The sequence below is a fragment of the Saccharothrix hoggarensis genome (assembly GCF_052936025.1).
Genome location: NZ_CP193624.1, coordinates 3,213,811 through 3,230,336 on the forward strand (window position 1 = coordinate 3,213,811; position 16,526 = coordinate 3,230,336).

9 protein-coding genes are annotated in these 16,526 nt (G+C 70.9%); 6 read left to right on the top strand and 3 right to left on the bottom strand.

Annotated features, from left to right (window positions below):
• Positions 1-184 precede the first annotated feature (184 nt).
• The 6 genes from ACRAKH_RS14920 (at position 185) to ACRAKH_RS14945 (ending at position 13,064) form a co-directional block, all read left to right on the top strand.
• On the top strand, positions 185-790 hold the full coding sequence (locus ACRAKH_RS14920; RefSeq protein ID WP_380718437.1) for a DUF4956 domain-containing protein: 606 nt from the start codon (positions 185-187) through the stop codon (positions 788-790).
• Positions 787-1,617: a polyphosphate polymerase domain-containing protein gene (locus ACRAKH_RS14925; RefSeq protein WP_380718435.1), complete on the top strand. Its 831-nt coding sequence runs from the start codon at positions 787-789 to the stop codon at positions 1,615-1,617. The genes ACRAKH_RS14920 and ACRAKH_RS14925 overlap by 4 nt, the downstream gene beginning before the upstream one ends.
• Complete coding sequence (locus ACRAKH_RS14930) at positions 1,608-3,701, top strand: CotH kinase family protein (RefSeq protein WP_380718433.1); 2,094 nt, start codon at positions 1,608-1,610, stop codon at positions 3,699-3,701. The genes ACRAKH_RS14925 and ACRAKH_RS14930 overlap by 10 nt, the downstream gene beginning before the upstream one ends.
• Before the next feature lie 231 nt (positions 3,702-3,932).
• A complete protein-coding gene (locus tag ACRAKH_RS14935) occupies positions 3,933-12,053 on the top strand; it encodes a DNRLRE domain-containing protein (RefSeq protein WP_380718445.1) in 8,121 nt (2,706 codons plus the stop codon).
• Complete coding sequence (locus tag ACRAKH_RS14940) at positions 12,050-12,346, top strand: RNA-binding protein (RefSeq protein ID WP_380718431.1); 297 nt, start codon at positions 12,050-12,052, stop codon at positions 12,344-12,346. Before ACRAKH_RS14935 ends, ACRAKH_RS14940 begins: the two co-directional genes overlap by 4 nt.
• A gap of 253 nt (positions 12,347-12,599) precedes the next feature.
• The gene (locus ACRAKH_RS14945; RefSeq protein WP_380718429.1) at positions 12,600-13,064 is read left to right on the top strand and encodes a hypothetical protein; all 465 of its coding nucleotides are present in this window, start codon (positions 12,600-12,602) and stop codon (positions 13,062-13,064) included.
• A 77-nt stretch (positions 13,065-13,141) separates the two neighbouring features.
• Here the strand turns inward: ACRAKH_RS14945 and ACRAKH_RS14950 are convergent, their stop codons facing one another.
• The 3 genes from ACRAKH_RS14950 to ACRAKH_RS14960 form a co-directional block, all read right to left on the bottom strand.
• Positions 13,142-14,155 carry a lytic polysaccharide monooxygenase auxiliary activity family 9 protein gene (locus ACRAKH_RS14950; RefSeq protein ID WP_380718426.1) on the bottom strand — a complete coding sequence of 338 codons (1,014 nt, stop codon included), beginning with the start codon at positions 14,153-14,155 and terminating at the stop codon, positions 13,142-13,144.
• Positions 14,156-14,658: 503 nt separating this feature from the next.
• Positions 14,659-16,125 (bottom strand): protein adenylyltransferase SelO, encoded by a 1,467-nt coding sequence (locus ACRAKH_RS14955; RefSeq protein ID WP_380718424.1) that lies wholly within the window; start codon positions 16,123-16,125, stop codon positions 14,659-14,661.
• 50 nt (positions 16,126-16,175) lie between these two features.
• Positions 16,176-16,448, bottom strand: coding sequence for a hypothetical protein (locus ACRAKH_RS14960; RefSeq protein WP_380718422.1), 273 nt, complete (start codon positions 16,446-16,448; stop codon positions 16,176-16,178).
• Positions 16,449-16,526: the final 78 nt, after the last annotated feature.

Here is a 16,526-nt window from a genome sequence, read left to right on the forward strand (position 1 = left end):
TTTCGTGGGCGGCGGTCTACCGGCAGTTCATTGACTCGACACCAGGGTGCCCCCTATCGTTCACAGCGCGTGCCCGAAAGTTTACTTCAAGACACGAAAGTTTCGGCGACCGTCCTGCAGACCCCCGCCAAGAAGCGGGCGGTGCCCGGCCGACTTCGGCAGCGGCTCAGGAGGTACGAACGCGATGTCCCAGCTCGTCTTGTTCGCGATCGACATCTGCGCGGTGGTGTTGCTCGTCTTCGGGCTCTACTTCCCCCGGCACCGCCGGCGCGACCTGGTCGTCGCCTACCTCGGGGTCAACGTCGGCGTCCTGGCGGTGACGAGCGCGTTGAGCACCGGCAACACCGGCGCCGGGCTCGGCCTCGGGATGGCGTTGTTCGGCGTCCTGTCCATCATCCGGCTGCGTTCCACGGAACTCGACCAGCACGAGGTGGCGTACTACTTCTCGGCGCTCGCCCTCGGGCTGCTCGGCGCGCTGGGCACCGGCTCGACGTGGCTCAACGCCGGCCTGATGGCGCTCATCGTCGCGGTGATGTTCCTCGGGGACCACCGGCGGCTGTTCCGGCGCTACCGGCACCAGGTGCTGGTGCTCGACTCGGCCGTCGCCGACCAGGGCGTGCTCGTCGCGAAGCTGGAGCACCTGCTCAACGCCAAGGTGCACGCGGTGAGCGTGCAGCGGCTCGACCTGGTCAACGAGACCACCGTGGTCGACGTCCGCTACGCGCTGACCGAGCGCGGCGCGACCACGTCGGCCGGTCCCGCCACCGTCCACTCGGGAGCGCGCCGATGACCGCCGCGCACCTCGACCACGCGTTGGCGCGGCTGGCCCCCGTCGGGCTCGCCGAGCTCGTCGAGCGGGCCGCGCTGCAGACCAGGGTGGACCGCAAGTACCTCGTCCCGGCGGAGGCGCTGCCGCGCCTGCTGGCGCAACTCGCCCCGCACGCCAAGGTGCTGGACATCGGCGGCGAGCGCACCTTCCGGTACGAGTCGGTGTACTTCGACACCCCGCGGCTGGCCAGCTACCACTGCGCGGCCTACCGCAGGCGCCGGCGGTTCAAGGTGCGCACCCGCACCTACCTCGACTCCGCCGAGTGCTGGCTGGAGGTGAAGATCAGCGGCGCGCGGGGCAGCATCACCAAGCACCGCCTGCCGTACCACCCGCGGGACTGCGGCACCGTGGAGCCCGGTCGCGGTTTCGTCGAGGAGGCGCTGGCCCGCGAGTCGCTCGGCCCCGCCGACGGCGGCGCGCTCGACCCCGTCCTCGTCACCGACTACCACCGCACCACCCTGCTGCTGCCGGAGTCCGCGAGCCGGGTCACCATCGACACGTCGCTCTCCTGGCGCGACGCCGACTCCGCGCTGCGGCTGTCCGGTCTCGCCGTGGTCGAGACGAAGTCGGCCTCGGCCGCCACACCGGTCGACCGCATGCTCTGGCAGCGCGGGATGAGACCGGCCCGCATCTCCAAGTACGCCACCGGGTTGGCCGCGCTCCGCGTGGACCTGCCCGACGCGCCGTGGCGGCGGACGTTGCGCCGCCACTTCCGTGACGCCGCGCCGCCCACGGGTCCGGCGCACACCCCGTCCCACCGACCCGAACAGGAGGCATCGTGCGTGTGACCCACCGCAGCAACGGCGCCGCGGCGATCCACGGCACCGCGGGCATCGCGGTCGCCGCCGTGCTCCTCACCGGCCTGCTCGTCCCGCTGTCGGCCGGCGCCGAACCCGGTCCCGCCGCCACCGCGTCCGCCGCCACCGCCACCGCGTCCGACACCGTGGCAGCCGACGCCGTCGCCGCCGCCACCGCGTCCGAGGACCTGGTCGGCGACATCGCGTTCTCCGTGCCGAGCGGCACCTTCCAGGGCCAGGTGTCGGTGTCCCTGAGCACCGCGATCGCGGGAGCTCAGATCCGGTACACCACCGACGGACGGCTGCCCACCGCGCAGTCGACGCTCTACCTGGGCGCGCCGCTGCAGTTCACCCGAACCACCCAGTTGCGGGCGCAGGCGTTCGTCGGCCAGACGCCGTCCGGCGCGCCCGGGACTGCCATGTACGCGGCCCGGAACACCACCACGGCGCACGACCTGCCGGTGATCATGATCGACTCCTACGGCGCGGGCAAGCCCGCCCGGGAGTACTTCGACGCCACCGCCATGATCTTCCAGCCGGGCGGCGGCGGCACGACGTCCCTCGCCGCCGCGCCGGCCGTCGCCACCCGCGCCGGGTTCCGGCTGCGCGGCCAGTCGTCGGCGTCGTTCGAGAAGACGCCGTACCGCATCGAGTTCTGGGACAACGACAACGACGACGCCGACTACCCGGTGCTCGGCATGCCCGCCGACTCCGACTGGGTGCTGCGCGGCCCGTTCACGGACAAGGCGCTGATCCGCGAGGCGTTCGTCTACGACCTCGGCCGCGAGATGGGGCTGAAGGCGCCGCGGTACGCGTTCGCGGAGTTCTATCTCAACACCGACGCGAGTCCCGTGGGCGCCAACGACTACATGGGCGTCTACATGATCGTCGAGACGATCAAGAACACGAAGAACCGGCTGGACCTCAAGAAGCTGGACGAGGACGACACGACCCTGCCCGCCATCCAGGGCGGGTACATCTGGAAGTTCGAGTGGATGGCGGCCGAGGAGCCGACGCTGCCGTGCACCGGCCCGTCGAACACCTGCTGGAACTACCTCGAGGTGGCCGACCCGGACCCGCTGCAACCCGCGCAGCGCGACTGGTTGCGCAACCACGTGCAGGAGTTCCACAACGTGCTGCGGGCGCCCAACTTCGCCGATCCGGTGACGGGCTACCAGAAGTACATCGACGTCGCCTCCTTCATCGACCACATGATCGTCAACGAGGTCAGTCGCGGGATGGACGCGTACGTCCGCAGCGCCCACTTCTTCAAGGACCGCGACGGCAAGATCTTCGCCGGTCCGCTGTGGGACTTCGACCTCACCTTCGGCGTCGGCGGGTACTTCCAGAACAACCAGATCGCCGGCTGGCAGCACCAGCAGACCCGGCAGCCGTCCGCGAACGACTGGTACGCGCAGCTCCTCCGCGACCCGGCGTTCGTCAACCAGGTGAAGTCCCGCTGGCAGTGGTTGCGCCGCGGCCCGTTCTCGGATTCCGCCGTGCAGAGCCGGATCGACGCGCTCTCCCGACCGCTCACCAACGCCGCGCAGCGCAACTTCCAGCGCTGGCCCAACCTCTCGTCGCCGACAGTGGGCTTCTTCACCACCCCGACCGCGCCCACGTGGCAGGGCCAGGTCCAGCACATGCGGGACTGGATGCAGCGCCGCATGGCGTGGCTCGACTCGACGGCCGGGTGGGGTGGCGCCACGACGACGACCACGACGCCGACGAGCACCACGACGACAACCACGACCACGACCACCGCGCCGCCCGCGTCGAGGTGCACCGCGACCTACGCGGTGACCAACCAGTGGCCCGGCGGGTTCCAGGGCGAGGTCCGGGTCACCGCGGGCGCCTCGGCGATCGGCGGCTGGACCGTCTCGTGGACGGCCGGCGCCGGTGAGGCCATCACCCAGGCGTGGAACGCGACGGTCACCAGCCAGGGCTCCGCCATCACCGCCCGCAACGTGTCGCACAACGGCTCGGTGGCGGCCGGCGGCAGCACCACGTTCGGCTTCCTCGGGTCGTCCACCGGGACACCGGGCACGCGCACGCTCACCTGCACGGCGAGCTGACGCCCCACCCTGATGCGCGCCCGGCGCCCCGTGGTGCCGGGCACGCATCAGGACCGAATGGACCCGTTCAGCCCTATGGGTGGGTGGCCATGTTGGCTAGCGTCCCTAGTTGCACACGCTGAGTAGCGAGATGATCACCGGATGGTGACGGCGCTCAGCGGTCGACCAGGGGGGTTCGTGCGTTCGCCGCGTGGCTTCAGCATGCTCTCGAAACTGTCGATCTTGTCTTTGGTGATCGTGGTGTCGGTGGTGGGTCTGCCCGCCGGTCCGTCGGTCACGGGTCCCGGTCGGTTGCCCGACCTGGGGTTCTCGGGTTTGTGGAGAACGGTGTCGGGGTGGTTCGCGCCGGGGGAGGCGCAGGCCGCGCCGGATGAGCCCGCGCCGGACGCGCGGGCGGTGAAGACGCCGATCCGGGTGCGGGAGCTGGAGGATCGGCGGACGTCGTCGATGCGGGTGTTCCAGCTGTCGAACGGCGAGTTCGAGGCGGTGGCGTCGGCGCGGCCGGAGTACTTCCGGGACGCGCAGGGCCGTTGGCGGCGGATCGACACGGCGGTGCGCGAGTCGGGGCGTGACGGGTACCGCCTGGGCAACGACAGCAACGTGTTCGGCAGCGCCTTTGGTGACCGCACGGACAAGCTGGTTCGGTTCCAGTCCGGTGACCGGCACGTGGCGCTGGGCGTGGACGCCGAGGCGCGGAACGTGGAGCCGAGGGTCGAGGGCAACCGGGTCGTCTACCCGGGGGTGTTCGACGGCGCGGACCTGGCGTACGTGGTGACGGGGGAGTCGCTGAAGGAGGAGATCGTCCTCCACAGGGCTCCGGGGGATGCGACGTATCGGTTCACGTTGCAGTTGGGTGGGGTGACGGCGCGGGCGTTGCCGGACGGCGCGATCGGGTTCTTCCCGAACGACGCGGTCGACGGCCCGCCGGTGTTCACGATGCCGAGGCCGTTCATGTTCGACGGCGCGGAGGACCGGAAGTCGCCGCACGGTCGGGCGTGGAGCGACAAGGTCACGCAGACCGTGGAGCAGCAGGGCTCGAAGATCACGATCACGGTGAAGGCCGACCGGGAGTGGCTGGCGTCGGGTGACCGGGAGTACCCGGTGACCATCGACCCGACGGTGAAGTTGCAGCCGACGCCGACCACGGGCCAGGACGTGCAGATCTGGTCGGACACGCCGGATCGCAACGACGGGTCGAGCTACCAGCTGTCGGTGGGCGCGGACGCGTGGGGCAAGGCGCGGTCGTTGCTGAGGTTCGACACGTCGGTGGTGCCGGCGGGCACGGCGCTGTCCTCGGCGAAGCTGCGGCTGTACTACGACTCGGAGCTGTGGACGGGCGCGAACAGCAACGTCCACGAGGTGCGCCGGGTGACGAGCGCGTGGTCCGAGGACACCGCGACGTGGAACTCGATCAACGCCGCGACCGCCGAGGCCGGGCTGTCCACGGCGACCAAGCAGGCCGGTGTGGCGAACGTCTGGCACGACTGGGACGTGCGCGACATCGCGCAGTCGTGGGTGTCGGGTTCGGCGGCGAACCACGGCCTGATGGTGAAGTCGACCGACGAGACCCTCGGCAAGGGTGGCGCGATCTACCAGGCGGCGGAGTTCGCCTACAACGGCGAGATCGAGAACTCGCCGAAGCTGGTGCTGACCTACGGTCGGCCGAGCGCGGACCTGAAGTACCCCACCAAGATCTACGCGACGGGCGCGGAGCTGGCCTGGGGCCCGTACGTGGACCCCGACCCGGCCAACCCGAACGACGACGCGGTCGAGTACCAGGTCCACCGCACGGTGTTCCAGGCGTTCACCCCGTCCGCGTCGACGTTGATCGCACCGCTCGCGCCCACCACGACGAGCTTCACGGACACGACGGCGCGGCCGACACCGGCCGACTCGGCGGACCCGTTCGGCAACGCCTACTACTACATGGTCGCGGTCAAGACCCGTGACGGGCGGCTGATCCCCGGTCCGACGCAGGTCGCGCGGCTGCCGAAGTCGGGCCTGATCACGCAGGTGTTCCACGGCGGCGCGAGCGACGCGACCCTGGCGTCGAACCGGCCGGACACCAACCTCGACACGCTCGGCGGGCGGCCGTGGCTGATGGTGGGCAACAACTCCACCACCTACGGCCGCACGCGCGCCGTGGTCAAGTGGAACGACCTGTCGGCCATCCCGGCCGGCGCGCGGATCGTCGACGCCGACCTGATGCTGTGGGGGTTCTTCAGCGACGGCGGCGGCGCGACGTTCGACGGCCACCCGCTGACCAGGGGGTTCGTGGAGAACCAGGCGACGTGGAACCGCGCGTCGACGGCGACCGCGTGGACGACGCCGGGCGGTGACCTCGGCGCCGCCGCCGACCAGGTGGTCGGCATGACGAACGACCCGAAGTGGCACATCTGGGAGAACTCGGGCCTGGTGCAGGGCTGGGTTGACAACCCGGCGTCCAACAACGGGTTCGAGGTGAAGCTGCGCGACGAGGCGGGCCCGCAGCAGCGCGTGCTGTTCCTCTCGGACGAGGCGCAGGAACCGCAGCTGCGCCCGAACCTCGTCGTCACGTACACGCAGCCGACCGCGGAGATGACCTACTACGCGCCGGACACGCCGTCCGTGCGCATGATCCCCGGCGACGAGTACACGATCCCGGTCAGCGTGACCAACTCGACCACGACCACGTGGCGAGCCGCGGACCAGGTGCTGTCCTACCGGTGGAACCTGCCCGACGGCACGGACGTGACCACGGGCGGGAACCGGCTGGAGACCGCGCTGCCGGGCGACGTCCTGCCCGGCGGGACGGTCACGGTCCAGGCGCGGGTCAAGACGCCGATCCAGAGCGAGGCGGGCAACAAGCGCGAGCAGTTCGTCCTCAACTGGGACCTGCGGAACAAGACCGCGGGCACGTGGCTGTCGGCCACGGGCGGTGTCCCGGCGCTGCCGCAGAACGTCACCGTCGAGGACCCGACCTCCGACCAGCTCGGGCTGGAGAAGTTCTACCAGTACGTCGGCACCGGCACCGGCAGCGGCACGGGGTTGAAGGTCAACCCGTACGTGGGCAACACGGTGTGGAACTACGACCCGTTCTCCAACCCCGGCCGCGGCCTGGCGACGTTCGTGCGGATGACCTACAACAGCGCCGACACCGCGTCGACGTCGATGGGTCACGGCTGGTCGCTCGCCGCCTCCAGCATCATGCGCCTGGGCACGCCGCTGGACCTGCACCCCAAGGGGCAGGACCACCCGACGACGACCACGCTGACCGACGGCGACGGCACCAGCCACACCTTCGAGCTGAACAAGAACGGCAGCACCGACCCGGCCCGGTGGACCTACGACCGGCCCGCGGGCGTGCACCTGCACCTCCAGCGCGATCCCGGCCCCGACCCGTCGCGGCGCTGGGTGATGACCCGCCCGGACCGCACCCGGTTCTGGTTCGACGACGGCGGCTGGCTCACCGCGATCAGGGACAAGAACGCCAACGAGCTGACGTTCTCCTACACCGAGCGGAAGTCGAACAACCAGCCCCGCAAGTTCCTGTCCTACATCACGGACCCGACGAGCCGCCGCACGCTGGCCATCGACTACTACGACAAGGGCCAGACCCACGACTACTTCGAGAACGGCGTCCGCAAGACCGGGACGAACCTGACCAACCCGAAGATCATTGACCAGGTCGAGTCCATAAAGGACATATCGGGCCGCACGCTCGCGCTGACGTACAGCGACAAGGGCCTGATGGAGGAACTGGTCGACGGCGCCGGCGCGACGGGCGCCAAGACGTTCCGGTTCGCCTACGACGCCACGCAGGGCAACAAGAACGTCAAGCTGGTCAAGGTCACCGACCCGCGCGGCAACGCCACCGACCTGGCCTACTTCACCGCGCCGGTCGACCCCAAGGACAAGTGGAAGGTCCGGACGATCACCGACCGCGGTCGGGGCGTCTCCAGCTTCGCCTACGTCGACCCCGACGGCACCGCGGGCTCCGTCATCGAGGCGACCGCCACCGACGCGGAGAACAAGACCACCAAGTACACGATGGACGGCTACGGCCGGCCGACGAAGGTGGTCAACGCCGAGAACGAGACCACCGAGCTGACGTGGGACGCCGACAACAAGGTCGTCGCCGCCAAGGCGCCCAACGGCGCGTTGACCACGTGGACGTACGACGCGAAGACCGGCGTCCCCACCTCGGTCCGCGACCCGGAGGCGAACAAGAACAACACCCCCGCCGGCACGCTCGACTACCGGTTCGAGCTCGACGGCCACATCGCCGACCTGACGTCGAAGACCAGCCCGGAGGGCCGCCGGTGGCAGTTCGCCCACGACGCCAAGGGGAACCTGACCTCCGTCACCGACCCCAAGGGCACGGCCACCCCGACCGCGGGTGACCACGAGACCACCTACACCTACGACGAGCACGGCCAACTGCTCGTCGCGACCGACGCCAACGGCAACCCGACCACGTACTCGGACTACGACCCCGTCGGCTACCCGCGGACGTCCAAGGACGCGCTCGGCAACACCACCGCGACGGTGTACGACGTCCGCGGCAACGTCACCTCCGTCACCGACGCCCAGGGCAAGACCACCACCCAGACCTACGACGTCTTCGGGCGCCCGCTGGAGTCCCGGGTGCCCAAGGACGCGGCGGCGGGCGAGTTCATCGTCACGCCGGCGCCGGAGTACGACCCCAACGGCAACATCACCCGCAAGACCGCGCCGAACGGGGCCGTGTCCGGGGCGACCTACGACGCGCTCGACCAGATGGTGGCCGCGTCCCTGCCGAAGGACGACCCCTCCGGCCCGGTGCGCACCGCCACGTTCGCCTACGACAAGGTCGGCAACGTCCTCGGCGAGACCACGCCGATGGGCAACCTGACCCCGGCCGACCCCGGCGACCGCACCACCCGGTACGAGTACGACGACGTGTACCGGCTGACGGCGTCGGTCAACGCCCTCGGCGGCCGCGCGACCGTCGAGTACGACAGCGTGGGCAACGCCGTCACCGTCGTCGACCCGCGCAAGAACGCCACGGCCGACGCCGCCGACTTCACCACCAAGTACACGCACGACCTCAACGGCAAGGTCCTCACCGAGACCGACGCGCTCGGCAACGTCCTGCGCAACGAGTACGACCGCGACGGCAACGCGGTCGCGAACGTCGACCAGGACGGCAACCGCACCGAGATCCGCTTCGACGAGCGCGCCAAGCCCGTCGAGATCCGGGTGCCGCACAAGGTCGACGGCTCGACCGCGGTCACGCGGGTGACCCGGTACGAGTACGACGAGGTCGGCAACCGGACCCGCGAGATCACCCCGCGCGGCGTCGAGACCGCCGACGACCCGGACGACTTCGTCCGCCAGACCGTGTACGACCAGCTCAACCGGGTGAAGGAGGAGATCACCCCCTACGACCGGGACGACGCCCGGTACAAGACGCCCGACAAGGTGATCAGCACCTACGACGCGGTCGGCAACCTGGTCGAGACCAGCGCGCCGCCGTCCGGCGACCAGACCGTCCGCAACACCTCGAAGTACACGCACTTCGACAACGGCTGGGTCCGCACGTCCACCGACGCCTGGGACATCGTCTCCAGCTACGAGTACGACAGCGTCGGGAACCAGACGAAGTCCACGCTGAGCAGCGCGGGCGGCGCGGTGAGCCGCACCATCGACAGCGCGTTCTACCCGGACGGCAAGCTCAGGTCCAAGACGGACGACGGCGTGCCGGTGGGCACGGCCGTGGCCCTGGTGGACAACTCCGACACCGCGAACACCGCCACGGCGGGCACTTGGTCCACGTCCGGCTCGGGCGCCTCGCACCAGGGGTACGACTACCGGACCGCGGCCGCGGGCACGGGGACGTCCACGTTCACGTGGACGCCGATCGTGGCGGCCCAGGGCACCTACGAGGTGTCCGTTCGCTACGCGGCGGGCACCGCGACCAACGCCCCGTACACGGTGCACCACGCGGGCGGTGTCACTACCGTGCCGGTGGACCAGACGACCCGGGCGGGGGAGTGGGTGAGCCTGGGGCGGTTCGCCTTCACCGAGGGCAACACCCACAAGGTCGTGCTCGCCAACGCCGCGAACGGCACGGTCGTCGCGGACGCCGTGCGGCTGGCGCGCGACAACACCGGTGACACCGACACCGAGAAGAAGACCTTCGCCTACGCCTACGACGCCGACGGCAACCTGGCGTCGCTGACCGACAACGGCTCCGGCGCGCGGGTCGACACCTACGCCATGACCTACGACGGCCTCGACCAGCTCACCAAGGTCGAGGAGAAGTCGGCGGGCGCGGTCCGCAACACGACGTCGTTCAGCTACGACCCCGTGGGCAACCCGCTGACCCGCGGCCACGACCGGCAGAGCGCGACGTTCGAGTACGACCCGCGCGACCTCGTCACCAAGGTCACCAACACAGAGTCGGGCGACACCCCGAAGACGACCACCTTCACCCACACCAAGCGCGGCGAGATCGACCTCGAGACCCGGGGCAACGGCAACGTCGTCGACTACGACTACTTCCTCGACAAGCAGGTCCGCCGCCAGACCGAGAAGACGGCGACCGGCACGCTGGTGGCCGAGCACAACCTGGAGTACAGCCCGAACGGGCACCGGGTGCGCGACGCCGCCAAGCGGATGAACGCCGACGACAACGCGGCCTACCTGGACCACGTCTACGAGTTCACCTACGACCCGCGTGACCGCATCGCCAAGCTGACCCGCTCGGCGGCCGCGGGCGGGGTGCAGGAGACCGAGACCTACGTCCACGACGCCAACGGCAACATCACCGAGGAGACCGTCGAGGGCAAGACCACGACGTCGGCGTACGACCGCAACCGCCTGGTCTCCAGCAGCAGCGGCGGCTCCACGTCCACCTACAACTACGACCCGCTCGGCCGCCTCGACACCGTCAGCTCGGCGGGCACGATCCTGGAGAAGTACACCTACGACGGCTTCGACCGGGTCGCCACGCACCGCCAGACCAAGCCGGACAAGTCCTCCGAGACGACCAAGTACGCCTACGACCCGTACGACCGCACCACCGCGCGCACCGAGAAGTCCGGCGGCAGCGGCGAGGAGACGACGGTCTTCTCCTACCTCGGCCTGTCCGACGAGGTGGCCGCCGAGGAGATCGACGGCACGCTGAAGAAGACCTACACCTTCGGGCCGTGGAACGAGCGGCTCGGCATGGTCAAGCACGACGGGGCCAAGGAGTACTCGTACTACAGCTACAACGCCCACACCGACGTCGAGCTGATCACCAAGGAGGACGGCAAGGCCCGGGCGACCTACGGCTACACCGCCTACGGCAAGGACGACACCCAGGTCTACACCGGTGTCGACAAGCCCGACGCGGCCAACCCGGACAAGAAGCCGTACAACACCTACCGCTTCAACGCGAAGCGGATGGACCCCGCCACCGGCGACTACGACATGGGCGCGCGGGACTACGACCCGCAGCTCAACCGGTTCCTGACGCGGGACATGTACAACGGCGCGCTGTCGGACATGGCGCTGGGCACCGACCCGTTCACCATGAACCGGTACGCCTTCGCGGGCGGCAACCCGATCTCCGGCATCGAGATCGACGGCCACCTGTTCGGCATGAGCTGGTCCGACCTCGGCCACCTGGCACTCGACGTGGTCGGCCTGGTGCCGGTCATCGGCGAGGCCGCCGACCTGGCCAACGCGGCGTGGTACGCCGCCGAGGGCGACTACGTCAACGCCGCGCTGTCGGCCGCGTCGGCGATCCCGTTCGCGGGCTACGCCGCCACGGGCGCCAAGCTGGCGATCAAGGGCGCCGACGCGGTGTCCGGGGCGGTCAAGGCGTCCGACGAGGTGGTCGCCGCGGCGACCAAGTCCGGTGACGAGGTGGCCGCGGGCGCGACGAAGGCCGCTCCCGCGCCGGCGGCGGCTCCGGCCCGTGCCGCGCCGTCACCGGCCCAGATGCCGAAACGGGCGCCGGCCCCGGCGCCGGCCAAGGTCGCGCCCTCCAAGGCGCCGTCCGGCGGCGGCGACGTGGTCAGCGTGTGGAAGGCTCCCGGCAAGGGCGCGGGCCAGCGGACGTTCGACCAGGGCTTCCGCAAGTCGGACTACCCCGGCTCGCCGGGCGCCCGCCAGCCCGACCCGGACGGCACCGCGTACTTCGCCAAGGAACGCGGGCTCGCCGACACGTACGCGCGGTCGTACGGTGAAGGGGTGATCGAGGTCAGGGTGCCGCGCGGCGACTACGACCGCCTGTTCCGGCAGTTCGAGCGCAAGTACCAGGGCGGGCCGCTGATCGAGCTGCGCATCCCGGCCGACGTCGTGGAGAAGCTGAACCGCTACCCGAGGGTGTGGCACCGGTGAACGAGACCGCGGAGTGGGAGCGGGTGAAATCACGGCTGCCGATGGGGGCCGAGGTGCGGGGGACCGTGCTGGTCCACGCCCCGTTCGGGATCTTCGTCGACCTGGCGGAGGCCCCCGGCGCGAACGCCGTCCTCGACGGGATCGACTACCGGCCGGGCGGCGAGCCCGTCGGGCCGGACGGGTGGCCGCCGAAGGGAGCGCCGATCGAGGCGGTCGTCGTCGACCACGTCGACGAGAACCGTCAGCTCAAGCTGCGGGTGGGTCCGTCCTGGTGGGACACCGGGGCGCCCTGATCCGCACCGCGTGACGGCCGCGCGCCGCGGGTGGTCTCCGGACCGCCCGCGGCGCGCGGCCGTGTGTGGCATCGGTTCCCACCCACGTGCCTAAGTGGCGGATCGCGGACGGCGGCCGGTGACGACCTGGCCGAAGATCCCGGGGTCGCCCGGCAACCTCGGACGCCTTCGCCACGTCACAGTGACCGTGCAAACTTCGCCGCCTGCGAGACGGCCAGCAGAGAACAGTGGTACGCCGCGACGGAACCGGGCCGTGACGTCGGTCCTGGTCGCCGTCCTCGCCCTGGTCACGGGGTGCTCGACCACCGTGGCGGGCTCGGGCGCCGGGTCCGAGACCACGACGACGACCACGACCACGACCACCAGGACCACCACCACGACGACCACCGAGGACGAGCCGACGCCGGACGAGCCCTTGACGCCGTTGCCGACGATCGACGAAGGCGCGCCGGCGCAGTACTGCGACGACCCGTTCCCCGGCGCGCTGGGCAAGCCGATGCTGGCCGTCGTCGTGGAGACGCCGTCCGGCCGGCTGACGTGCGACCAGGCCGCCGCCGTCCTGTTCGACTACTACGCCGAGCGCCGCGACCCGACGCCGGGGCTGCCGCCGCTGTCGGTCGGCACGATGACGTGCAACCAGGTCCCCGAACCGGCCCTGCCGCAGGTCGTGTGCGCGGACGAGGACAACCTCGTCTACTCGATGTGGCCGCAGACCTGAGCCGGATCGCGGGGCACGACGTCCGCCCGCCGCTCGGGGGAGCGACGGGCGGACGTGGGTTCAGCCGGTGTGCGTGATCAGGCAGCCGCGCAGGTGACGCTCGGCGTGCCGGCGGTGCCGTTGGCGACGAATCCGAAGGTGGCCGACGCGCCCGCGGCGAGCGAACCGTTGTAGTTGACGTTGCGGGCGGTGACGGTGCTCCCGCTCGTCGTCGCGGTGGCGCCCCAGATGGAGTTGATCCGCTCCCCGTTGGCGAAAGTCCAGTTCAGGGTCCAGCCGGTGATCGCCGACGTGCCGGCGGTCACGCGGACCTCGGCCTGGAAGCCGCCGGACCACTGCGAGACGAGCCGGATCGTGGCCGAGCAGCCGGCCGACGGGTTCGTGGTCGTGGTCGTGGTGGTCGTCGTCGTCGTCGTGGTCGTGCTGGTCGGGGTGGTGGTCGTCGTGGTGCCGCCGCCGTTGAAGTTCACGTCGCTGCACGCGTAGTAGCTCTGGTCGGCGTGGCTGGCCTTCCACACGGTGAACAGGACGTGGTGGCCGGTGCGGCCGGGCGCGTTGACCTCGACCGGCGTTCGGGTGCCGGTGGGCATCCGGCCGGCCTGGCCGACCAGCTCCAGGTCGCTCCACTTCAGCGGCTGGGTCTTCACGTCGAAGCCCTGCCGGGTGGAGTAGACGCGGATGTAGTCGGCGCCGTGGGACGACGTGTCGTTCAGGTTCAGGGTGAAGCTGTTCGGCTTGGGCGTGGCGTACCACGCGCCGGGCTTGTCCATCGCGGCGTACCGGCCGTTGGCGGTGAGGCCACCGCTGCACAGCTGGCCGTCCGGCACCGCGGCCTGGTGGTCGGGGCCGTCGCCGTCGCGCAGCAGCCCGTTCCAGTTGTACATCGCGGACGGGTCGGCCTGCCAGGCCTGGTAGCACATGGGGTCCTCGGCGGCCATCTGCGCCGAGGGGCCGTTGGGCCAGCGGTGGTAGCAGCCGTAGTGGCGCGAGGCCGGGTCGCTCACCGCGCCGTGCGCGGAGGCGTTGCCCGCGCCGAGCACCACCAGGACGGTGGTCAGCAGGGCCAGGCAGGCGCCGAGGATCGCCGACACCCGCAGGATGGGTTGACGACGCTGGATCGGTGCGATTTCCGTGAAGCGAAGCATCATTACCGCCAAATCTTCATTGATCGACGACGTGGGCTCCGCGGTCCGGCGGCTGGCGGACCGACGGTGGTCGGGCTGTCACGAGGACCGGTCGGGCGAGGTGGTCGACCTCCTCTCGGCTGCGGCCGCGTGCGGCGGGATGGCGGTTCTGGGAGCGCTCCCACACGGTGGCGCGCCTCCACCCCGAGCGGTGGTGGAGCGGTGGGGAGCGGTGGCCGGAAGACGGCTCGGTCAAGTGGACGACGGGCCGGTCGGCCGGTGGCGAGACCGGCGCCGCCCGTCGTGTTCCCCCATCGAGAGCATCAGTACCGCCATCCACGTCGATCGACGACATCAACTCTTCCGTGAACGACACCCACGTTCTGGGAGCGCTCCCAGGGAGAGGCTAGCAAGGCCGGCGGTGAATCTGAAGGACGACTTGAGACGGGGCGCGGCGGGACGAGCGCGGCTCAGGTCCCGCAGAACGTCTGGTACGCCGTGCCGAAGTCCTCCGGGGCCGGCGACGCGTAGTGCTCGCGGTCGGGGCGCTCGTCGTACGGGGAGGTCACCACGTCCAGCAGCCGCTCGAACGGGCCCAGGTCGCCGTCCGTCGCGGCGCCGAGGGCTTCCTCCACGAGGTGGTTGCGGGGGATGTACGCGGGGTTGACCTGCCGCATCACGTCGGCGTCCGGCCCGAGCGCCCGCCAGCGGGCGATCCAGGCGTCGATCCCGGCGAGGTCGAGGAACAGCTCGCGGGCCGGCTCCGCGTCACCGCGGGCGGCCGCGCCGAGGCGGCGGTGGAACGACGTGTGGTCGACGTGGTTGGCCTGCAGGAGCACCAGCAGGTCGTCGGTCAACGGCGTGACCGCCGCGTCGTCGAGCCCGTCCGGCAGGCCGAGCTTGGCCCGCATCCCGGCCGACCAGGCGGCGTTGTACCGCGGCCGGAACGCGCCCAGCGCCTCGACCGCCACCGCGACCGCCCGCTCCTGGTCGTCGGCCAACAGGGGGAGCAGGGCTTCGGCGAGCCGGGCGAGGTTCCACTCGGCCACCCGCGGCTGGTTGCCGTACGCGTACCGGCCGCCGTGGTCGATCGAGCTGTACACGGTGGCCGGGTCGAACGCCTCCATGAACGCGCACGGCCCGTAGTCGATGGTCTCGCCCGAGATCGTCATGTTGTCGGTGTTCATCACGCCGTGGACGAAGCCCACCAGCATCCACCGCGCCACCAACGACGCCTGCGCGGAGACCACCGCCTCGAACAGCGCGAGGTAGCGGTGCTCGGCGTCGGCCGCGGCGGGGTGGTGGCGGGCGATCGCGTGGTCGGCCAGCCGGCGCAGCAGGTCGACGTCGTCCGTCGCCCGCGCGTACTGGAAGCTGCCGACCCGCAGGTGGCTGCTCGCCACCCGGGCGAGGACCGCGCCCGGCAGCAGGCCTTCCCGTCGCACCGGACGCCCGGTCGCCACCACGGCCAGCGAACGGGTCGTGGGAATCCGGAGGGCGTGCATCGCCTCGCTGACGAGGTACTCGCGCAGCATCGGGCCCACCACGGCCAGGCCGTCGCCGCCGCGGGAGAACGGCGTCCGCCCGGAACCCTTCAGGTGCAGGTCGCGCGGCCGTCCGGCGACGTCGACCAGCTCACCGAGGAGCAGGGCGCGACCGTCGCCGAGTCGCGGCGAGTAGTGCCCGAACTGGTGCCCGGCATAGGCCTGCGCCACCGGGGCGGCGCCGTCGGGGACGTGGTTGCCGACGAGCAGGCGCAGCCCTTCGGGGCTCCGCAACCAGTCGGCGTCCAAGCCGACCTCCGCGGCCAGGCCTTCGTTGAGCACGAGGAGGTTCGGCGCGGCGACCTCGTCCGCCTGCCACGGCAGGGCCAGTTCCGGGAGCGTCCGGACGAACTGGTCGCCCAGGGTGACGGTCGACGTCGGTGCGGTGCTCACGCCGTCCACGGTACGTGTCGTCGGGCGGTGGTGCGCCCGGCCGGCGGCCGTCAGTGCCCGCCGACGTCCATGACCAGCAGCATCAACGACAGGAACAGCTGGAGCACGGCGATGACGGTGCCGGTGACGGCGGTCCAGTCGAGGCGGTACTCGGTCTTGGTGGCCATCGACCGCACCCCGCACGCCACCGCGCCGGCCGCGAGGACCGCGCCGCCCGCCGGGATGGGCCAGCTGAGCAGCCCGAGGCACAGGGACAGCGGTCCGAGCCACGCGTCCCGGCCGGGCCGGTCCTTGGCGGGGAACCGCCGCGCCACCCCGGTCATGATCCCCCAAGTCGTCGATCCGGCGCCGTCCACGATAGCGACCACCACGGACCGACGTACCCCAGCGACGTCCGCGCC

Excerpts from the sequence above, each read along its gene's own strand:
- ACRAKH_RS14920 (WP_380718437.1), top strand. The coding sequence starts at position 185 with ATGTCCCAGCTCGTCTTGTTCGCGATCGACATCTGCGCGGTGGTGTTG.
- ACRAKH_RS14925 (WP_380718435.1), top strand. The coding sequence starts at position 787 with ATGACCGCCGCGCACCTCGACCACGCGTTGGCGCGGCTGGCCCCCGTC.
- ACRAKH_RS14960 (WP_380718422.1), bottom strand. The coding sequence starts at position 16,448 with ATGACCGGGGTGGCGCGGCGGTTCCCCGCCAAGGACCGGCCCGGCCGG.